Source organism: Noviherbaspirillum sp., assembly GCF_035254685.1.
In the GTDB taxonomy this organism is placed as follows: domain Bacteria; phylum Pseudomonadota; class Gammaproteobacteria; order Burkholderiales; family Burkholderiaceae_D; genus Noviherbaspirillum.
In genome coordinates this window covers 111,258-129,541 of record NZ_DATFAI010000010.1, presented here as the reverse complement: position 1 = coordinate 129,541, position 18,284 = coordinate 111,258, and the positions used below count along the sequence as shown (strand labels likewise).

Genomic DNA, 18,284 nt, shown 5'->3' with positions numbered 1-18,284 from the left:
CTATGTTTTCTTTCTCGACAATAAATAAATACCCGCCAGCACGAGCGCCGTGCCGGCAAGCTGGATACCGGTGACGGGCTCTCCCAGGATCACCGCCCCCATGAACAAGGTCGACACCGGGCCGATCATGCCGGCCTGGGATGCGGTCGGCGCGCCGACACGAGCAACGGCGACCATTGTCAAAAATACCGGGAAGACCGTGCAAAACACGGCATTCACCAGGGATAGCCAGTACACCGGCATCGGCTGCACGAGCAGCGACACGGGGCGCAACACAAAGAATTGCACGATGCATGCCACGCTCGCCGCGCACATCGCGTAGGCAACCAGCCGAATGGCGCCCACGCGCCGCACCAGCTGGCCCGATTGCAACAGATACAACGCATACAATAGCGCACTCCCCAGCACGAAGGCACTCCCCAGGCCAACATTCGCGCCGCCAAGGCGCACATCGTGCAAAAAAACCAATACCGTGCCGAGATAGGCCGTGCCCAGCGCCAGCCATTCGACGCGGGTGATTTTCTTGTGCAGATACAGCGCCGAAATCAGAAGCACGAAGGACGGCGTGAGGAACAGGATCAGTCGCTCCAGCCCGGCCGAGATATGTTGCAGGCCGAGAAAATCCAAAAAACTGGAGAGGTAATAGCCGACCATGCCAAGCACCGCGATGCGGACGCGCTCCCCGTTGGTCAGCGGCGCGGACTTTCCGGCCTGCCAGAAGGCAATGGCGGCAAAGAACGGCAGCGCAAACAACATGCGGAACGCGATCAGCGTCACGGCATCAACGTCGTAGCGATAGATCAACTTGGCAACAATGGCCTTGGCGGAGAACAGCACCGCCCCAAGGATGGCGATGGCAAGGCCGTAGAGGAAATCCTGGCGTGCGGAAGAAGATGCGGGTACAGAAGACATCCGGCGATTTTACGCCGCGAATGATTTTCTTACATTGCACGGGGAAAACGCGGGATTTTTGGTCCACGGAAAACACGGAAGACACGGAAGACACGGAAAAAATATGTTCGAATTTTTCCGTGCCTTCTGTGTTTTCCGTGGACACCCTATCAGCGTTTCATGATCGATCCCAGCACGCCGCGGATGATCTCGCGGCCCACTTGCGAACCGATGCTGCGGGCGGCGGACTTGACCATGGCTTCGACCATCGTATCCTTGCGGCGGCCTACGCCGCTGCCGCCGAACAGGCCGCCGAGCGCGTCCTTGAAGGTATCGCCGATCGAGGGGCCACTCGGCTGCGGTGCTTGCGGTTGCTGTGGTTGCTGTGGTTGTGCAGTGCCGCCGTTGGCTGGCGGCACCTTCGCCGTCTTCGGCATCTCGGTTGCGACGCGGCCCTTCAGTTTTTCGTAGGCAGATTCGCGATCGACGACATTTTCGTACACGCCGTCCACCACCGAATTGGCCATGACGTCGCGGCGCTCGGCATCGGTGATCGGGCCGATTTGCGACGCGGGCGGCAAGACGAAGGCGCGCTCCACGACGTTCGGTCGGCCTTTTTCGTCGAGGAAGGACACCAGCGCCTCGCCGACAGCAAGTTCGGTGATGGCCTGCGCGGTGTCGAGCTTCGGGTTGGGGCGAAAGGTTTCTGCCGCCGCCTGCACCGCCTTCTGGTCGCGCGGCGTGTACGCGCGCAGCGCGTGCTGCACACGATTGCCAAGCTGGCCGAGCACGGTGTCGGGAATGTCCAGCGGATTCTGCGTGACGAAGTAGACGCCGACGCCCTTGGAACGGATCAGGCGCACCACCTGCTCGATCTTCTGCAGCAACGCCTTCGGCGCTTCGTCGAACAGCAGGTGCGCTTCATCGAAGAAGAACACGAGCTTGGGCTTGTCAAGATCGCCGACCTCGGGCAGATGCTCGAACAGTTCCGACAGCATCCACAGCAGGAAAACCGCATACAGGCGCGGCGAATTCAGCAGCCTGTCGGCGGCGAGGATGTTCACCACGCCCTTGCCCTGCGGGTCGGTCTGCATGAAATCATCGATGTTGAGCATCGGTTCACCGAAGAAGCGGTCGCCGCCCTGTTCGTCGATGGCAAGCAGGCCGCGCTGGATCGCGCCAATGCTGGCGGCGGAAATGTTGCCGTATTCGGTCTGCAGTTCGGCGGAATGTTCGGCGACGTGCTGCAGCATGGCGCGCAGGTCCTTGGTGTCCAGCAGCAGCAGTCCGTGGTCGTCCGCCACCTTGAACACCAGTTGCAGCACCCCCTGCTGCACCTCGTTCAGGTTCAGCATGCGGGACAACAGGAGCGGGCCGAGGTCCGAGATGGTGGCGCGCACCGGATGGCCCTTCTCGCCGAACACATCCCAGAAGGTCACCGGGCAGGCCGACCAGGCCGGCTCCGCCAGTTTCATCAGGTCAAGCCGTTCCTTGATGCGCGACGTCGCCGCTCCGGCCTTTGCCAAACCGGAAAGGTCGCCCTTGACGTCCGCCATGAAGACCGGCACGCCGATGTCCGAGAGCGCCTGAGCCATGACCTGCAAGGTAACGGTCTTGCCGGTGCCAGTGGCGCCGGTAATGCAGCCATGGCGGTTGGCAAGGCTGGGCAGGAGGACGAGCTCCTGGTCTTGATGCTTGGCGATCAGCAGAGGTTTTGGCATTGTGTGGCGCGCTTTCCGAGGGGTTTTGACAGGGGCGATATGGTAAAATTGTAGATTGGTTTTCGGCTTGATACTCACTTATTTTGGATCAGGTTTCGCGCCGGGTTTCGTGGGATCGGCCTTCTTCTCGTTCACTTCCAAGAAAGATTTGCCATGGCTGGACACAGTAAATGGGCCAATATTAAACACAAAAAAGCTGCGACCGACGCCAAGCGCGGAAAAATCTGGACGCGGCTGATCAAGGAGATCACGGTCGCGGCGCGCATGGGCGGCGGCGATCTCACGAGCAATCCGCGCTTGCGCCTCGCAATCGACAAGGCAGCCGATGCCAACATGCCGAAGGACAATGTGCAGCGCGCGATCCAGCGCGGCACCGGCGGCCTGGAAGGCGCGAACTACGAAGAAATCCGCTACGAAGGCTATGGCATCAACGGCGCGGCGATCATCGTTGATTGCATGACCGACAACCGGGTGCGTACCGTGGCCGAAGTGCGACATGCCTTTTCCAAGTTCGGCGGCAACATGGGCACCGAAGGTTCGGTGGCTTTCCTGTTCAAGCATTGCGGCCAGCTGTACTTCGCACCAGGCACGAGCGAAGACGCGCTGATGGAAGCGGCGCTCGAAGCCGGCGCTGAGGACGTCGTCACCGACGACGAAGGAGGCATCGAAGTCATCACCGCGCCAAACGATTTCTCGAACGTCAAGGACGCACTGGAAAAGGCAGGCTTCAAGGCGGAAATGGCCGAGGTTATCATGAAGCCGTCCACTGAAACCGTGTTCACTGGCGACGATGCGGCCAGGATGCAGAAACTGCTTGACGCGCTGGAAAACCTCGACGACGTGCAAGAGGTGTACACCAACGCCGTCATCGAAGAATAAAGTTTGTCGTCATGCTGCTGCGCACCGCAATCTCGAACCTGCGCTGCTCGCGACGCATTCTGGCAAACGGTGCAATCGTCCAGGCGGCTCGGCATGACCGGGTCGCTGGGTAACGATCAGGACGACAGCATTGCCAGACTTGCACTGTTGCAGCAAGTCACCCAATCAGGAAATCAGCCTTTCGCTTTACCCGTTTCACAAGTAAATTAGGTAGTGCATGCAAAACCCTTGCACCACCCACTAACTGTTTTAAATTTCATGAAAATTCTGGTAGTCGGCTCAGGCGGCCGCGAACATGCCCTGGCTTGGAAGCTTGCACAATCCGAGCGGATCCAAATGGTTTATGTTGCGCCGGGCAACGGTGGCACGGCGCTCGACCCGCGCCTGCAAAATGTCGACATCACCGATCCGGCCTGGCTCGCGCAATTCGCGATCAAGGAACATATCGCACTGACCGTGGTGGGACCGGAAGTCCCGCTGGCCGCCGGCATCGTCAACATCTTCCGTGAACAAGGCCTGAAGATTTTCGGCCCGACGAAGGAAGCCGCGCAACTGGAAAGCTCGAAGGATTTCGCCAAGGCTTTCATGAAGCGCCACCGCATTCCCACCGCCGATTACCAGACCTTCTCCGACGTGCAGGCCGCGCGCAAGTACATCAACCAGAAAGGTGCGCCGATCGTCATCAAGGCTGACGGCCTGGCCGCCGGCAAGGGCGTGGTGGTCGCGATGACCGTCGACGAAGCCCATGCGGCGGTCGACATGATGCTTTCCGATAACAAGCTGGGTGACGCCGGCGCCCGCGTGGTCATCGAGGAATTCCTCACCGGCGAGGAGGCCAGCTTCATCGTGATGGTCGACGGCAAGCATGTGCTGCCGCTGGCCACCAGCCAGGATCACAAGCGCCTGAAGGACGCCGATGAAGGACCGAACACCGGCGGCATGGGCGCCTACTCGCCCGCGCCCATCGTCACGCCCTCGCTGCATGCGCGCATCCTGCGCGAAATCATCAATCCGACCGTGCTTGGCATGATGAAGGACGGCATTCCGTTCACCGGCTTCCTGTATGCCGGTCTGATGATCGATGAAAAGGGCAATCCGAAGACGCTGGAATTCAACTGCCGCATGGGCGACCCGGAAACCCAGCCGATCATGGCCCGTCTCAAGACCGATTTTGTGGGCGTGCTGGAGCATGCCGTCAACGGCACGCTGGACCAGGTCGAACTGGAATGGGATCGCCGCACCGCGCTCGGCGTGGTCATGGCCGCAGCGGGCTACCCGGATGCGCCGCGCAAGGGGGATGTGATTACCGGCATTCCCGAAGAATCGGCGAACTCCGTCACTTTTCATGCAGGAACGACAATGAGCGGCGGCAAGCTGCTCACTTCCGGCGGCCGCGTGCTGTGCGTGGTGGGGCTGGGTGACAGCGTCAGGATCGCCCAGAAAAATGCCTATGACGTGGTCGACAACATCCACTTCGACGGCGCGCAGTTCCGCCGCGATATCGGCTGGCGCGCCCTGAAGCGGCACTGATCAGCCACAACAGGCGTCGTCGCCCTCCCTTCCCCGCACGGAATGCGGCGAAGGGAGGTTCGGGCTGCACGCATCGGCGTGGCCAATTTGAAATACAATTCGTGCAATTCGCCCACGCACAGGGCAAACCTGCACACTGACCAGACCCGTGACCATCTCTCCCGACACCGTCAAATCCTACCTCCTCGACCTGCAACTGCGCATCGTCGCCGCCCTCGATCAGGTGGATGGCAAGCAGTTCGTCACCGACCAATGGGTGCGCCCCGAAGGTTCCGGCCCGATTATGGGCGGCGGCATCTCGCGCATCCTGGAGGAAGGCAATGTGCTGGAACGCGGCGGCATCGGTTTCTCGCATGTCACCGGCACCAGCCTGCCACCGACGGCGGCCGCCAACCGCCCGGAGATCGCCGGCCGCCACTGGGAAGCCATGGGCGTGTCGCTGGTGATGCATCCGCGCAATCCGTATGCGCCCACCTCACACATGAATGTGCGCTTTTTCATCGCCACCGAGGAAGGCAAGGAACCGGTCTGGTGGTTCGGCGGCGGCATGGATCTGACGCCCTACTACGGCTTCGAGGAAGACGTGAAGCACTTCCACCAGGCATGCCGCGACGCGCTCGCGCCCTTCGGCAGCGACCTGCACCCGCGCTTCAAGAAATGGTGCGACGACTATTTCTACCTGAAGCACCGCAAGGAAGCACGCGGCGTGGGCGGCATTTTCTTCGACGATTTCAATGAACTCGGCTTCGAGCAAAGCTTCGCCATGATCAGGAGCGTGGGCGACCATTTCATCGACGCTTACCTGCCGCTGCTGCAGCGGCGCAAGGATACGCCCTACGGCGAGCGCGAGCGCGACTTCCAGGCGTACCGGCGCGGCCGCTACGTGGAATTCAACCTGGTATTCGACCGCGGCACCCTGTTCGGCCTGCAATCGGGCGGTCGCACCGAGTCGATCCTGATGTCGATGCCGCCGGTCGTCAAATGGCGCTACGACTGGAAGCCGCAGCCGGGAACGCCGGAAGCGAGTCTGTACACCGACTTCCTGCCGCCGCGGGATTGGGTGTGATGCGCCGCTGCGTAGCATTGCTGGGCGGCAGTTTCGACCCGGTGCATAACGGCCACGTCGCGCTCGGGAAGTATTTCGCAACGCTGCTGACGCCGGATGAGCTGCGCGTCATCCCTGCCGGGAAGCCATGGCAGAAACACACACTGCATGCAGCGCCCGAACATCGCGCAGCGATGCTCCGGATTGCATTTGAGCGGCTGCCCGTCCCGGTCGTGGTGGATCCGCTGGAAATCCTGCGCGACACGCCGACCTACACGATCGACACCTTGCGTGCCGTGCGCGCGGAACTCGGACCGGATGCTTCGATCGCATTCCTGATCGGCGCCGACCAGCTGCAGCAGTTACATACCTGGAAAGAATGGCAGCACTTGTTTGACTTTGCGCATATCTGCGCCGCATCGCGCCCCGGTTTCTCGATGGATTCTGCCCACGTTCCTGCAGAAGTCCGTCGGGAATTCGACCGTCGCACTGCGACGCCGCAGCAGATCCGCGAAACACCGCGCGGCCTGGCCTGCATCGCAGGCAATCTGGAAGTCGATATTTCCGCCACCGACATACGGGCCGCCCTCGAGCACGGGGAAAGGCCCGACGCGTTCATCCCAGCCGGGGTGCTAGACTATATACAACAACACCACCTTTATACCTAATGGACATCAAAAAACTGCAAGCCATCGTCATCGACGCACTGGAAGACGTCAAGGCGCAAGAGATCCGGGCATTCGACACCGTGCACCTGACCAGCATGTTCGATCGCCTCGTGATCGCCTCCGGCACCTCCAACCGGCAGACCAAGGCGCTGGCCGCCTCGGTGCGCGACAAGGTCAAGGAGCATGGTGGCAACATCGTCAGCATCGAGGGCGAAGAAACCGGCGAGTGGGTACTGGTCGACCTGGGTGACATGGTGGTGCACATCATGCAACCGGCGATCCGCGAGTACTACCGCCTGGAAGAAATCTGGGGCGACAAGGAAATCAGGCTCGGCGCCGCCAAGCGCACCTCGAAGCGCACGGCCGAAGAGGTGGAGGAAGCCCCGAAGAAGCGTTCGCGCCACATCGCAGCCAGCCAGACCACACTCGACGACGAGCCGAAGAAGCCTGCGCGCAAGACGGCTGCCAAGAAAACGGCAACAAAGACAGCGACAACCAAGACAACGGCGACCAAGACTGCCGCCAAGACCGCTTCCAAGACGGCAAGAACGCCCGCCGGCAAGACGGTGAAGGTCGCCGCCACCAAGACTGCCGCGCCGAGAAAGACGGCCACAAAGCGCGCCACGACCAGAAAAGCCGCCGAATAAGCGAGGCAGGCAGCATCCATGCAGCTCATCATCGCTGCGGTAGGCCACAAGATGCCTGCCTGGATCGAGGACGGGTTCGGCGAATATGCGAAACGCATGCCGCCGGAATGCCGCATCCAGCTCAAGGAAATCAAGCCCGTCGAACGTTCCGGCAGTCGGACCGCTGAAACCGTGATGGCGCAGGAGCGCACGAAGATCGAGGCTGCCATTCCCAAGGGTTCCCGCATCATTGCACTGGACGAGCGCGGCAAGGACCTGACCACGATGCAACTTTCGCAACTTCTGACGCAGTGGCAACAAGACGGGCGGGATGTTACATTCGTGATAGGCGGTGCAGACGGACTGGACGCCGGATTCAAGGCGTCTGCCGATATGCTGGTCCGGATTTCCAGCCTGACCCTGCCGCATGGAATGGTGCGCGTCCTGCTTGCGGAGCAACTGTATCGCGCCTGGTCCATCACGCAAAACCATCCGTACCACCGGGTATGAAACTGAGACACAAGGCTTCATGAAATCGGCACCAACCAGGATTTACCTCGCGTCCAAGAGCCCCCGCCGCCGCGAGCTGCTGCGCCAGATCGGCGTCGACTTCGAACTCATGCTGTTGCGCGACCAGGGGCCGCGCGGGCCGGAAGTCAGCGAGGAAGTCTTGCCTGATGAACAAGCCGATGTCTACGTGTCGCGCGTGACACGCGAGAAAGTCGAGCATGCCGCCAAGGTAATGCTGATGCGCCGTCTCCCGGCTCGCGCGATCCTGACCGCCGACACTACAGTGGTCATCGATGGCCGCATTCTCGGCAAGCCGGCCGACAAGACCGAAGCGATGGAGATGCTGCGCCTGCTGTCCGGGCGCACGCACCAGGTCATGACCAGCGTGGCACTGCACAAGGACGACAACATCACCCAGTTCACCCAGATTTCCGATGTGACCCTGGCGAAGCTGACCGAGGACGCGATGCGCGCCTACTGCGCGACGTCCGAGCCTTACGACAAGGCCGGCGGCTATGGCATCCAGGGCATGGCGGCGGTATTCATCCAGCGCATTGCCGGCAGCTATACCGGCATCATGGGCTTGCCGCTGCACGAGACCGCAGAATTATTAAATCAGGCCGGTATACCCGTTTTATGAGCGAAGACATCCTCATCAATATCACCCCGCAGGAAACGCGGGTTGCATTGATACTCCAGGGAGCGGTACAGGAACTCCATATCGAACGCACGCTGTCGCGCGGCATGGCAGGCAATATTTACCTCGGCAAGGTGGTGCGCGTGCTGCCCGGCATGCAATCGGCCTTCATCGACATCGGCCTGGAACGCGCTGCGTTCCTCCACGTGGCCGACATCTGGGAAGCGCGCCCGCACGACAATACGAGCACGCCCCAGACGCCGATCGAAAAGCTGCTGTACGACGGCCAGTCCGTCATGGTGCAGGTGATCAAGGATCCGATCGGCACCAAGGGCGCGCGCCTGTCGACGCAGATCTCGATCGCAGGACGCATGCTAGTCTTCCTGCCACAGGATTCGCACATCGGCATCTCGCAACGCATCGAGAACGAATCCGACCGCGAGGCGCTGAAAAGCCGCGTGCAGAAGCTGCTGCCGACCGACGAAAAGGGCGGCTTCATCATCCGCACCATGGCGGAAGATGCCTCTGAAGCCGACCTGCAGATGGATATCGACTACCTGCGCAAGACCTGGTCCGCCATCACGCAACAGGCCAAGACCAACCCGGCGCCGACCTTGCTGTACCAGGACCTGAACCTTGCGCAGCGCGTGCTGCGCGATTTCGTGAACGACGATACCTCGACCATCCAGATCGACTCGCGCGAGAACTTCCAGAAGCTGCAGCAGTTCGGCGCGACCTACACTCCTTCGGTGCTGTCAAAGCTGGTGCATTACACCGGCGAGCGGCCGCTGTTCGACCTGTACGGCGTCGAGGAGGAAATCCAGCGTGCATTGGGTCGCCGCGTCGACCTGAAGTCGGGCGGCTACCTGATCATCGACCAGACCGAGGCGATGACCACGATCGACGTCAACACCGGCAGCTATGTCACCGGCCGCAACTTCGATGACACGATCTTCAAGACCAACCTGGAAGCCGCGCACGCGATCGCACGCCAGCTGCGCCTGCGCAATCTCGGCGGCATCATCATCCTCGACTTCATCGACATGGAAAACACCGAGCATCGCAATGCGGTGCTCAACGAGTTGAACAAGGCGTTGTCGCGCGACCGCACCAAGGTGTCGGTCTCCGGCTTCTCCCAGCTCGGCCTGGTCGAGATGACACGCAAGCGCACGCGCGAATCGCTGGCGCATATCCTGTGCGAAGTCTGCCCGGCTTGCGGTGGCAAGGGCCAGGTGAAGACGGCTCGCACCATCTGCTACGAAATCCTGCGGGAATTGTTACGCGAGGCCAAGCAGTTCAATCCGCGCGAATTCCGCATCCTGGCCTCGCAAGTCGTGGTCGACATGTTCCTGGAAGAAGAATCGCAGCACCTCGCGATGCTGGGCGACTTCATCGGCAAGCCGATTTCCCTGCAGGTGGAAACGATTTATCACCAGGAACAATACGACATCATCCTCATGTAAAGGCGGGGCGGCATGAAGCGCTTTCTCTTTCTTTTTGCCGCCTTGCTGTCCCTCGCTACTCCGGCGGCCTTCGCCGACACACTGACGGTTGCTGTCGCCGCCAATGTGCAGTACGCATTCGATGAATTGCAAGCAGCGTTCAGGAAGGACACCGGCCACGACCTGAAGCCGGTATTCAGCTCGTCCGGCAAGCTGACCGCCCAAATCATGAGCGGCGCACCCTTTGACGTGTTCCTGTCAGCCGACATGGACTATCCGGAAAAACTGCACACGGAAGGTTTTGCCGCCGCTGCGCCGAAGCCGTATGCGTACGGCGCACTGGTGCTGTGGACGATGAAGGACCTCGATCTCGGCAAGTGGCAGGATGCCCTCACCAGCCCGGCGGTCAGCCGGATCGCCGTCGCCAATCCGAAGACCGCACCGTATGGCCGTGAAACCATGAAGGCGCTGGCCTATTTCAGGCTCGACACTGCCTTGAAAGACAAGCTGGTGTATGGCGAGAGCATCGCGCAGACCAACCAGTACATCCATTCCCGCGCAGCCGATGCAGGATTCACCGCGAAGTCGGTCGTGCTCTCGCCGGAAATGAAGGGCCAAGGCAAGTGGATCGACGTGCCGAAGGCAGCGTACCGGCCGATTGCACAGGGCATCGTCGTGCTCAAGCACGGCCAGCAGGGGAATCCCAAGCTGGCGCAACAGTTCCAGGACTTCGTGCTCTCCGCGAAGGCGCGCGCCATCTTCGAGCGCTACGGATACCTGCTGCCATGAATCGCCTGCCCGCCGTCATTTCCGCGGTCGATGCGCATGGCAGCATCGCCGTGGTCGAAGCGGCCGTAGGCGATTATCGTTTCACGGCGACGATGATCGGCGCGGGCGACGAAGTCGCGGCGTGGAAGCCAGGAATGGCGGTGGCACTGCTGTTCAAGGAAACGGAAGTATCACTTGCGAAGAACCTGTCCGGCCTCATCAGCATGCGCAACCGCATTCCCTGCGTCGTTACCGGCATCGAACGCGGCAAGCTGCTGAGCAAGGTGGCGCTGAATTTCCATGGTCATGCGATCGAATCGGTCATCACGACGCGCTCATCGCACGCGCTGTCGCTCACCGTCGGAGATGAAGTCGAAGGCCTCGTGAAAGCCAACGAGATGACGCTCGTGCCGGAGACGGCGCAATGACTTACGACTGGCAACCGCTGCTGCTGACCTTCCGCCTCGCGGCGATCACGACGCTGATCCTGTTCCTCGTCGGCATTCCGCTCGCCTACTGGATCGCCACCACGCGCACCCGCTTCAAGCCGGTGATCGAGACACTGGTGAGCATGCCGCTGGTGCTGCCACCCTCGGTACTCGGTTTCTACCTGCTGCTCGCTTTCAGTCCGCAGCATGCATTCGGCCAGTGGCTGGAGCAATGGCTGCATGTCCGGCTGGTATTCAGCTTTGCGGGCCTGGTCATCGGATCGATCATCTTCAGCCTGCCCTTCATGGTCCATCCGATCCAGTCCGGCTTCCAGGGCCTGCCTGCGTCGCTGGTCGAGGCCTCTCGCACGCTGGGCAAATCCGACCTTGTGACGCTGTTCCGTGTGCTGCTGCCGAACATCAAGCCCGCCCTGCTGTCCGGTGCGGTGCTGAGCTTCGCGCACACCATCGGTGAATTCGGCGTGATCCTGATGATCGGCGGGAACATTCCCGGCGTGACGAAGGTCGCGTCCATCGCCATTTACGATGAAGTGGAGAGCCTGAATTACGCTGCTGCGAACTTCTACGCCTTCGTGCTGTTTGCGATCAGCTTCGCGATCCTGCTGACCGTCTACGTCGTCAACAAGAAATGGCTGGTGGCGCGCTGACATGATCGACCTCGTCCTCAACAAGAGCTTGCAGAGTGCGTCGGGGCGGCTCGATCTCGCTGTCGATGCCGTCATCGAAAGCCGCAGCCTGGTGACGCTCTTCGGCGCTTCAGGTGCCGGCAAGACGACGATACTGCGCATGCTGGCTGGCCTGACCGAACCGGACAGCGGCCGTCTCGTGGTGAATGGCGAAATCTGGTTCGACGCGCAGAAGCGGATCAACCTGCCGCCACAGAAACGCGCGATCGGCTTCGTGTTCCAGGATTATGCGCTGTTCCCCAATCTGAGCGTGCGCGAAAACGTGGCCTACGCCACCTCGAAGAACGACAGCGCATGGGTGGATGAACTGCTCGAACTGGCCGGACTGACGGGCTTGCAGCATCGTCTGCCCGGCTCATTGTCGGGCGGGCAGAAGCAGCGCGTCGCGCTCGCGCGCGCAGTGGCACGCAGGCCGAAACTCCTGCTGCTCGACGAACCGCTGTCCGCGCTCGATGCCGCTATGCGCAGCCAGCTGCAGGACGACCTGCTGCGCCTGCACCAGCGTCTCGGCCTCACCACCCTGCTCGTCAGCCACGACATCGGCGAAGTGTTCAAGCTTTCGCAGCGCGTGCTGAAACTGGAACATGGCCGCATCGCGGAAACCGGCACGCCCTCGGAAGTCTTCCTGCAGCATCGGGTCGCCGGCAAGCTCAACGTCCATGCGCAGGTGCTGGCGATCCGCCACGAAGAAGTCGTGCACATCGTCTCGCTGCTGATCGGCCAGGACATCGTCGAAGTGATCGCCTCCGATGACGAGATCGAGGGTCTCCACGAAGGGGATTTTGTCTCGGTATCCGCGAAGGCATTCAGTCCGCTTCTCTTCAGGCAGAAGACGGTGCGCTGAAAGGCGTTTTGTCCACGAAAAACACGAAAAGCACGAAAAGCACGAAAGGAAAAGCTGGATCTTTTACGTCTTTCTTGTCGTTCGTGTCTTTCGTGTTTTTCGTGGACGGTCTTGAAAAATCTTTGTCCACGGAAAACACAAAAAACACGGAAAAATTCGTGTCTTTCTTTCCGTGCTTTCCGTGCTTTCCGTGGGCGATCCTAAAAGCTCCCCGCGAACTGGTAACGGCTGCCCGGGTGCCACATGGTGGCGACGGTGGCGACCTGGCCTTTTGACAAAGTTCTTCGTTTGAGGACGAGGCAGGGCTCGCGTGATGTGATGTGCAGCATCTCGGCTATTTCGCGCGGGGCGACCAGCGCTTCGATGCTGTACTGCACGCCTTGCAGAGGGGCGGCGGCCATCAGGTATTCGTTCGGGGTGATCGCCGAGAAGTCCTGCTGCATATAGTCGGGGGCGACTTCAGGATTGACCCAGCGGTCTTCGACCTGGATCGGGATGTTGTTCTCGAAGTGAACGATCACCGAATGGAACAAGGGATGGCCGGCCTTGACGCCGAAGGGCTGCGCCAGCAATTCGTTTGCCTTGCTGCGTTCCAGCAAATGCAGTTCGCTGCGATGCTCGTCCCCGCGTGCCCGCACTTCTTCCGCAATGCTTTTGATCTCGACCAGCGTCGCCTGGTACTTGTGCTGCGCGACATAGGTGCCGGAGCCCTGGACGCGCGTGAGGATCTGCTCGTCGGTCAGTTCGCGCACCGCGCGGTTCACGGTCATGCGCGACACGCCGAACTGTTTCGCCAGTGCCTGCTCGGAAGGAATCGCCTCGCCCTCCTTCCAGGTGCCCGCCTGGATTTCTGCCAGCAGGTAATTCTTGATGTGTTGAAAAGCAGGCACGCGCTCCGCTGTTTCTTCCGATGCCATCCCGCTTTCCGAACCGTCTTTCATCCCGCCCTCTTGTCAGTGAGCCTGCATTTTATGGTAACGACTTGTATTGTCAATTAAGATTTTTCTTGCGTGAGTTGTATATACAACTTATGATACACCGACGACTCGACGGGGTCGAGTACGCAATTGGGCTCAAGCATGGTGTGGTGCAACTTCAGGAGACAATAAATGATTCCATTCCGCCGCAAGCAACTACTCACTTTCACAGTCCTTGGCGCCGCCTTTACGGCCTTCACGGCTGCGCCGGCCTTTGCCGATATCAAGATCGGCTTCAACGTACCGCTGACCGGCTTTGCCGCCTCCGACGGCAAGTCCGCACTCGAAGGCGCGAAGCTGGCCGTGGCGCAGGCCAATGCCAAGGGCGGCGTCGCCGGACAAAAACTGGAACTGGTGATCTATGACGACCAGGCCTCGCCGAAGGAGGCCGTGCCGGTCGCCACCAAGCTGGTGGAGAAGGACAAGGTGGTGGGCGCGGTATCCGGCTCGTATTCCGGTTCCACGCGGGCAGCAGCGTCGATTTTCCAGCAGGCCAAAGTACCGTACGTGGTCGCCTATGCGATCCATCCTGAAATCACACTGGCCGGCGACTACATGTTCCGCACCGCCGCGATGGGCGAAGTGCAGGGCCGCGCCGGGTCGATGCTGGTGCAGAACCTCGGCAAGAAGAAGGTCGTCATGATCACGCTGAAGAACGACTTCGGCCAGGCGCTCGCCGCTGGTTTCAAGGAGGGTGCGCCGAAGTTCGGCCTGCAGGTCGTCAATGAATACGAATACGGCATGGCGGATCGCCAGTTCGGTGCGCTCGTCTCGAAAGTGAAGTCTGACAACCCGGACATCATCTACGCCTCCGGCTACTACTTCACCGCCGGCCCGCTGGTCAGCCAGTTGCGTTCGGCCGGCGTGAGCGCGCCCATCATCGGCCAGGAAGGCTACGACTCAGACAAGTTCATGGAGATCGCCGGCCCGGCGTCGGAAGGCGTCTACGTCACGACCTCGCTTGACCGCGATTCCGACTCGCCAGTGACGAAGACCTTCCTTGCCGATTTCCGCAAGGCGACCAACACCAACGCCGACATGGTCGCGGCTTCCGCCTACACCGCAACGAGCGTGCTGATCGACGGCCTGAAGAAGACCAGTGGCAAGGGCGGCGAAGCGCTGAAGAATGCGCTGGCTGCCGGCAGCTACGACACGCCGATCGGCAAGCTGTCCTTCAATGACCTGCATGAAGTGAAGAAGGATGTGCAGGTGCAGATCGTCAAGGACAAGGCATTCCATCGTCATTCGGTGCTCACCGGCCCGATGCTGACGCCGCCGTCGAAGCCCGCGAAGTAAAAAGAGCAAAGCGCGGGCGGCCACGTACCGCCCGCGTCAATGATTCAATTGTTGAGGAGTGGAGATGCTCTTTCTCGAGCTGACCGCGCAAGGCCTGGTCCAGGGCAGCATTTATGCGCTGGTGGCGCTGGGGCTGACGCTGGTGTATGGCCTGCTGCGCATTCTTCATGTGGCGCATGCCGCATTGTTCACGCTGGGCGGCTATCTCGGCGTGCTGGTCACCAACGCGACCGGCAGCCTGCTGCTCGGCTTCGCCGTGGCGATGCTGATATCGGGGCTGGCCGGCGTCGCGATGTTCCGCCTGTGCTATGAACCGATCCTGAAGCAGCCGCCCTTCGTCGCGCTGATCGCGTCGATCGGCCTGTACATCGCCTTCGAAGAATTGTTCCGCATCGTGTTCGGCGCGTCGGGCCTGTCCTACCAGAATCCACCGCTGCAGCAGCAGGTTGCGCTGTTCGGCGGGCTGCAATTCAAGGAAGCGGAGCTCATGGTCATGATCGGCACGGCCGTCATCATCGGCCTGCTCGGCTCCCTGCAGAACAAGACCCGTGTCGGCGTTGCTTGTCAGGCAACCGTATCCGATCCGCAGATGGCCGAATCCTTCGGCATCCGGCTGCGCCAGGTGCGCGACATCAACTTCTTCATCGGTTCCGCACTGGCCGGATTCGCCGGCGTCTGGGTAGCACTGCTGAACAACCTGGTCGAGCCGACCATGGGCAGCGTGCCGTCCTACAAGGGGCTGGCGATCATCGTGCTGGGCGGGATGGGCTCGGTGCGCGGCACCCTGCTCGCCGCACTGGTGCTGGGCGTGATCGAATCGTTCGGCACGATCTACCTCGGCAAGCTGCTCGACCGCAACGCCATCGCCTTTGCCTTCCTCATCGCGGTGCTGATGGTGCGCCCGCAAGGCCTGTTCGCAAGGGGATAAGCATGGAATACGAAATCTCCCTGCTCACCTCGATGGCGATTAGCGTGCTGTTCGCGCTGTCGCTGAACCTGATCACCGGTTTCTGCGGCCAGATCAGCCTCGGCCACGCGGCGTTTCTTGGCATCGGCGCCTACCTATCGGCGCTGCTGGCGAAGAACGGTATTCCCTTCCTTGCCACGCTGCCGCTGGCGATGCTGCTGGCCGGCATGATCGGCGTCGTGGTCGGTCTGGCCAGCCTGCGTGTGCGCGCCGACTTCCTCGCGATCACGACGATGGGCGTTGGCTTCCTGTTCGTCGGCGTGGTCCGCCAGCAGGAATGGCTGGGCGGCGAACTCGGCGTCTCCGCGATTCCCGATTCCGGGCTGTCGAAAACCGGCTTCATGCTGCTCTGCGTAATCCTGTGCGTCGCCACTGCCGCGCTGTGCATCTACATCCGCAAGTGCTGGATGGGCCGCGTCTTCAAGGGCGTGGCGGAAGACGAGGACACCATGCGCGTGCTCGGAATCGACGTGCCGCGCTACAAGCTGGCGGCTTTCGCCATCGGCACCGCCCTGGCGGGCCTTGCGGGCGGTCTGTATGCGCAGCACCTGAAGTTCATCGGTCCGGACAGTTTCGGCTTCGTGGAATCCGTCACCGTGCTGTCGATGGTGGTGGTCGGCGGCATCGGCTCGGTGCTGGGCGTGGCCGTCGGCGCGGCGGTGATGAGCGCACTCCCGGCGTGGTTCCAGTTCATCGGCGACTACAAGCTGCTGGTGTATGGCGGCCTGCTGTTCCTGATGATGCGCTTCTCGCCGGGCGGTATGGCCAGCATGGTTGCACGCGTGGTGAACCGTAAGCGCACCGCGCAAGGAGGCCGCGCATGAGCAAGACTCAACAGGCGCTGCTCAGCGTGTCGGATGTGACCGTGCGTTTCGGTGGCCTGACGGCAATCGACCGCGTCTCCTTCGATGTCTGTCCGGGCGAGCTGCTCGGCCTGATCGGGCCGAACGGCGCGGGCAAGACCACCATGCTGCGCGCCATTACCGGTGTGGTGCGCGCCACGCACGGTGAAGTCCGGCTGGAAGGTGAAAAGCTGAACGACTTGCCGATCCACAAGCGCATCCGGAAAGGCCTGTCGCTCTCGCAGCAACTGGTGAAACCCTTCCGCGAAATCTCGGTGCTCGACAACGTGGCGCTCGCCGCCGGCATGGACCGCACGCGTTCACCGATGAGAGCCCTGCTGCACGTGGCGCAGGACGAAGAAGCCGCAATCGGCCGCGCCATGCTGGAGCGCGTCGGCATCGGCGCTTATGCGGACCAGATGCCGGGCATCCAGCCGCTGGGTGTTCTCAAGCGCCTCGAAATGGCGCGTGCGCTGGCGCTCAAGCCGAAGCTGCTGCTGCTCGACGAACCGCTGGCCGGACTGAATTCGAAGGAAGCCCGCGCGCTCGCCGACACCATTGCCGACATCAATCACCAGGGCGTCAGCATCATCCTGATCGAACACAACCTCGGCGAAGTCATGCGCATCTGCCAGCGGCTCGTCGTGCTCGACAATGGCCGCAGGATCGCCAGCGGCGAGCCGCGCGCGGTGATGGAAGACCCGGCCGTGCGCGCCGCGTATCTCGGTGGCGATGCCGAGCCAGCGGAAGAGGCGCAACACCCCGGCCTGGCCGTTGCCGGAGGACATCATGCTTGAAATCCATCATCTCTCCTGCGGCTATGGCGCTTTCCAGGCGGTCGGCGACCTGTCGCTCACGCTGCATCCGGGCACCATCACCGGCCTGATCGGCGCGAACGGCGCCGGCAAGTCCTCCACGCTCATGTGCGTGGCTGGTCATGTCACCCTGCAAGGCGGCGCCATCATGTTCGACGGCCAGGACATCAGCAGGCTGGCGCCGGACCAGCGCGTGCGGCGCGGCATCGCCATCTCGCCGGAAGGCCGCCGCCTGTTCAAGGACCTGAGCGTGGAAGACAACCTGCGCGTCGGCGGATTGACACAACCCGCCCGCCGCTTCGCGCAGGACCGCGACTATGTGCTCAACCTGTTCCCGCGTCTCGGCGAGCGCCTGCAGTCGCTGGCCGGCAACCTGTCCGGCGGCGAGCAGCAGATGCTCGCCATCGGCCGCGCGCTGATGGCGCGACCGAGGCTCATCATGATCGACGAGCTCTCGCTCGGACTGATGCCCAAGGTCATCGACCTGTGCTATCGCGCACTCAGGCAACTGCAGCAGGACGGCATGACCATCCTGCTGGTCGAACAGAACACCGACCGCGTGCTGTCCATCGCCGACGAAGTCTGCGTGCTGGAATCCGGCCGCACCGTCTGGCAAGGCAAGGCGAGCGACGCGCGCAACGATCCCACTTTGGCAGCGGCCTACCTCGGCCTGCACTGAACCCTCATTCGA

Annotated in this window: 20 protein-coding genes; 17 read left to right on the top strand and 3 right to left on the bottom strand. The window is 61.7% G+C overall.

Annotated elements, in window-relative coordinates:
- Both VJ698_RS02705 and VJ698_RS02700 read right to left on the bottom strand, forming a co-directional pair.
- The gene (locus tag VJ698_RS02705; RefSeq protein ID WP_324101120.1) at nucleotides 1-912 is read right to left on the bottom strand and encodes a DMT family transporter; all 912 of its coding nucleotides are present in this window, start codon (nucleotides 910-912) and stop codon (nucleotides 1-3) included.
- A gap of 149 nt (nucleotides 913-1,061) precedes the next feature.
- On the bottom strand, nucleotides 1,062-2,612 hold the full coding sequence (locus tag VJ698_RS02700) for a DUF853 domain-containing protein (RefSeq protein WP_324101119.1): 1,551 nt from the start codon (nucleotides 2,610-2,612) through the stop codon (nucleotides 1,062-1,064).
- Nucleotides 2,613-2,765: 153 nt separating this feature from the next.
- Between VJ698_RS02700 and VJ698_RS02695 the strand changes: the two genes are divergently transcribed.
- The 12 genes from VJ698_RS02695 to VJ698_RS02640 all read left to right on the top strand — a co-directional run bounded on the left by VJ698_RS02695 (nucleotide 2,766) and on the right by VJ698_RS02640 (nucleotide 12,696).
- Nucleotides 2,766-3,491 (top strand): YebC/PmpR family DNA-binding transcriptional regulator, encoded by a 726-nt coding sequence (locus tag VJ698_RS02695; protein WP_324101118.1) that lies wholly within the window; start codon nucleotides 2,766-2,768, stop codon nucleotides 3,489-3,491.
- Between the two features lie 258 nt (nucleotides 3,492-3,749).
- Nucleotides 3,750-5,021: a phosphoribosylamine--glycine ligase gene (purD, locus tag VJ698_RS02690; RefSeq protein WP_324101117.1), complete on the top strand. Its 1,272-nt coding sequence runs from the start codon at nucleotides 3,750-3,752 to the stop codon at nucleotides 5,019-5,021.
- Nucleotides 5,022-5,169: 148 nt separating this feature from the next.
- Nucleotides 5,170-6,087 (top strand): oxygen-dependent coproporphyrinogen oxidase, encoded by a 918-nt coding sequence (gene hemF / locus VJ698_RS02685; RefSeq protein WP_324101116.1) that lies wholly within the window; start codon nucleotides 5,170-5,172, stop codon nucleotides 6,085-6,087.
- Nucleotides 6,087-6,734: a nicotinate-nucleotide adenylyltransferase gene (locus VJ698_RS02680; protein ID WP_324101115.1), complete on the top strand. Its 648-nt coding sequence runs from the start codon at nucleotides 6,087-6,089 to the stop codon at nucleotides 6,732-6,734. Before hemF ends, VJ698_RS02680 begins: the two co-directional genes overlap by 1 nt.
- On the top strand, nucleotides 6,734-7,381 hold the full coding sequence (gene rsfS, locus VJ698_RS02675) for a ribosome silencing factor (RefSeq protein ID WP_324101114.1): 648 nt from the start codon (nucleotides 6,734-6,736) through the stop codon (nucleotides 7,379-7,381). The genes VJ698_RS02680 and rsfS overlap by 1 nt, the downstream gene beginning before the upstream one ends.
- Before the next feature lie 18 nt (nucleotides 7,382-7,399).
- Entirely contained in the window at nucleotides 7,400-7,870 is a 471-nt protein-coding gene (gene rlmH / locus VJ698_RS02670; RefSeq protein WP_324101113.1) for a 23S rRNA (pseudouridine(1915)-N(3))-methyltransferase RlmH, read from the top strand.
- 19 nt (nucleotides 7,871-7,889) lie between these two features.
- Nucleotides 7,890-8,510 (top strand): Maf family protein, encoded by a 621-nt coding sequence (locus VJ698_RS02665; protein WP_324101112.1) that lies wholly within the window; start codon nucleotides 7,890-7,892, stop codon nucleotides 8,508-8,510.
- Nucleotides 8,507-9,970: a ribonuclease G gene (gene rng, locus VJ698_RS02660; RefSeq protein WP_324101111.1), complete on the top strand. Its 1,464-nt coding sequence runs from the start codon at nucleotides 8,507-8,509 to the stop codon at nucleotides 9,968-9,970. The genes VJ698_RS02665 and rng overlap by 4 nt, the downstream gene beginning before the upstream one ends.
- A gap of 12 nt (nucleotides 9,971-9,982) precedes the next feature.
- Nucleotides 9,983-10,738 (top strand): molybdate ABC transporter substrate-binding protein, encoded by a 756-nt coding sequence (gene modA, locus VJ698_RS02655; protein WP_324101109.1) that lies wholly within the window; start codon nucleotides 9,983-9,985, stop codon nucleotides 10,736-10,738.
- On the top strand, nucleotides 10,735-11,145 hold the full coding sequence (locus VJ698_RS02650; RefSeq protein WP_324101108.1) for a TOBE domain-containing protein: 411 nt from the start codon (nucleotides 10,735-10,737) through the stop codon (nucleotides 11,143-11,145). Before modA ends, VJ698_RS02650 begins: the two co-directional genes overlap by 4 nt.
- Nucleotides 11,142-11,813 carry a molybdate ABC transporter permease subunit gene (gene modB / locus VJ698_RS02645; RefSeq protein ID WP_324101107.1) on the top strand — a complete coding sequence of 224 codons (672 nt, stop codon included), beginning with the start codon at nucleotides 11,142-11,144 and terminating at the stop codon, nucleotides 11,811-11,813. Before VJ698_RS02650 ends, modB begins: the two co-directional genes overlap by 4 nt.
- A gap of 1 nt (nucleotide 11,814) precedes the next feature.
- On the top strand, nucleotides 11,815-12,696 hold the full coding sequence (locus VJ698_RS02640; protein WP_324101106.1) for an ABC transporter ATP-binding protein: 882 nt from the start codon (nucleotides 11,815-11,817) through the stop codon (nucleotides 12,694-12,696).
- Between the two features lie 200 nt (nucleotides 12,697-12,896).
- On the opposite strand, the gene hutC is transcribed toward VJ698_RS02640, so the two are convergent.
- Nucleotides 12,897-13,637 (bottom strand): histidine utilization repressor, encoded by a 741-nt coding sequence (gene hutC / locus VJ698_RS02635; protein ID WP_414691092.1) that lies wholly within the window; start codon nucleotides 13,635-13,637, stop codon nucleotides 12,897-12,899.
- Between the two features lie 168 nt (nucleotides 13,638-13,805).
- Here hutC and VJ698_RS02630 point away from each other — a divergent pair, with 168 nt between their 5' ends.
- The 5 genes from VJ698_RS02630 to VJ698_RS02610 all read left to right on the top strand — a co-directional run bounded on the left by VJ698_RS02630 (nucleotide 13,806) and on the right by VJ698_RS02610 (nucleotide 18,272).
- Nucleotides 13,806-14,969, top strand: coding sequence for an ABC transporter substrate-binding protein (locus VJ698_RS02630; RefSeq protein WP_324101105.1), 1,164 nt, complete (start codon nucleotides 13,806-13,808; stop codon nucleotides 14,967-14,969).
- A 64-nt stretch (nucleotides 14,970-15,033) separates the two neighbouring features.
- The gene (locus VJ698_RS02625; protein WP_324101104.1) at nucleotides 15,034-15,897 is read left to right on the top strand and encodes a branched-chain amino acid ABC transporter permease; all 864 of its coding nucleotides are present in this window, start codon (nucleotides 15,034-15,036) and stop codon (nucleotides 15,895-15,897) included.
- A gap of 2 nt (nucleotides 15,898-15,899) precedes the next feature.
- Nucleotides 15,900-16,760: a branched-chain amino acid ABC transporter permease gene (locus VJ698_RS02620; RefSeq protein ID WP_324101103.1), complete on the top strand. Its 861-nt coding sequence runs from the start codon at nucleotides 15,900-15,902 to the stop codon at nucleotides 16,758-16,760.
- Nucleotides 16,757-17,575 (top strand): ABC transporter ATP-binding protein, encoded by an 819-nt coding sequence (locus VJ698_RS02615; protein WP_324101102.1) that lies wholly within the window; start codon nucleotides 16,757-16,759, stop codon nucleotides 17,573-17,575. Before VJ698_RS02620 ends, VJ698_RS02615 begins: the two co-directional genes overlap by 4 nt.
- Complete coding sequence (locus VJ698_RS02610; RefSeq protein WP_324101101.1) at nucleotides 17,568-18,272, top strand: ABC transporter ATP-binding protein; 705 nt, start codon at nucleotides 17,568-17,570, stop codon at nucleotides 18,270-18,272. Before VJ698_RS02615 ends, VJ698_RS02610 begins: the two co-directional genes overlap by 8 nt.
- Nucleotides 18,273-18,284 lie beyond the last annotated feature (12 nt).

Coding starts and splice junctions, on each gene's coding strand:
- VJ698_RS02705 (WP_324101120.1), bottom strand. CDS start 912: ATGTCTTCTGTACCCGCATCTTCTTCCGCACGCCAGGATTTCCTCTAC.
- VJ698_RS02700 (WP_324101119.1), bottom strand. CDS start 2,612: ATGCCAAAACCTCTGCTGATCGCCAAGCATCAAGACCAGGAGCTCGTC.
- VJ698_RS02695 (WP_324101118.1), top strand. CDS start 2,766: ATGGCTGGACACAGTAAATGGGCCAATATTAAACACAAAAAAGCTGCG.
- purD (WP_324101117.1), top strand. CDS start 3,750: ATGAAAATTCTGGTAGTCGGCTCAGGCGGCCGCGAACATGCCCTGGCT.
- VJ698_RS02680 (WP_324101115.1), top strand. CDS start 6,087: ATGCGCCGCTGCGTAGCATTGCTGGGCGGCAGTTTCGACCCGGTGCAT.
- rsfS (WP_324101114.1), top strand. CDS start 6,734: ATGGACATCAAAAAACTGCAAGCCATCGTCATCGACGCACTGGAAGAC.
- rlmH (WP_324101113.1), top strand. CDS start 7,400: ATGCAGCTCATCATCGCTGCGGTAGGCCACAAGATGCCTGCCTGGATC.
- VJ698_RS02665 (WP_324101112.1), top strand. CDS start 7,890: ATGAAATCGGCACCAACCAGGATTTACCTCGCGTCCAAGAGCCCCCGC.
- rng (WP_324101111.1), top strand. CDS start 8,507: ATGAGCGAAGACATCCTCATCAATATCACCCCGCAGGAAACGCGGGTT.
- modA (WP_324101109.1), top strand. CDS start 9,983: ATGAAGCGCTTTCTCTTTCTTTTTGCCGCCTTGCTGTCCCTCGCTACT.
- VJ698_RS02650 (WP_324101108.1), top strand. CDS start 10,735: ATGAATCGCCTGCCCGCCGTCATTTCCGCGGTCGATGCGCATGGCAGC.
- modB (WP_324101107.1), top strand. CDS start 11,142: ATGACTTACGACTGGCAACCGCTGCTGCTGACCTTCCGCCTCGCGGCG.
- VJ698_RS02640 (WP_324101106.1), top strand. CDS start 11,815: ATGATCGACCTCGTCCTCAACAAGAGCTTGCAGAGTGCGTCGGGGCGG.
- hutC (WP_414691092.1), bottom strand. CDS start 13,637: ATGAAAGACGGTTCGGAAAGCGGGATGGCATCGGAAGAAACAGCGGAG.
- VJ698_RS02630 (WP_324101105.1), top strand. CDS start 13,806: ATGATTCCATTCCGCCGCAAGCAACTACTCACTTTCACAGTCCTTGGC.
- VJ698_RS02625 (WP_324101104.1), top strand. CDS start 15,034: ATGCTCTTTCTCGAGCTGACCGCGCAAGGCCTGGTCCAGGGCAGCATT.
- VJ698_RS02620 (WP_324101103.1), top strand. CDS start 15,900: ATGGAATACGAAATCTCCCTGCTCACCTCGATGGCGATTAGCGTGCTG.
- VJ698_RS02615 (WP_324101102.1), top strand. CDS start 16,757: ATGAGCAAGACTCAACAGGCGCTGCTCAGCGTGTCGGATGTGACCGTG.
- VJ698_RS02610 (WP_324101101.1), top strand. CDS start 17,568: ATGCTTGAAATCCATCATCTCTCCTGCGGCTATGGCGCTTTCCAGGCG.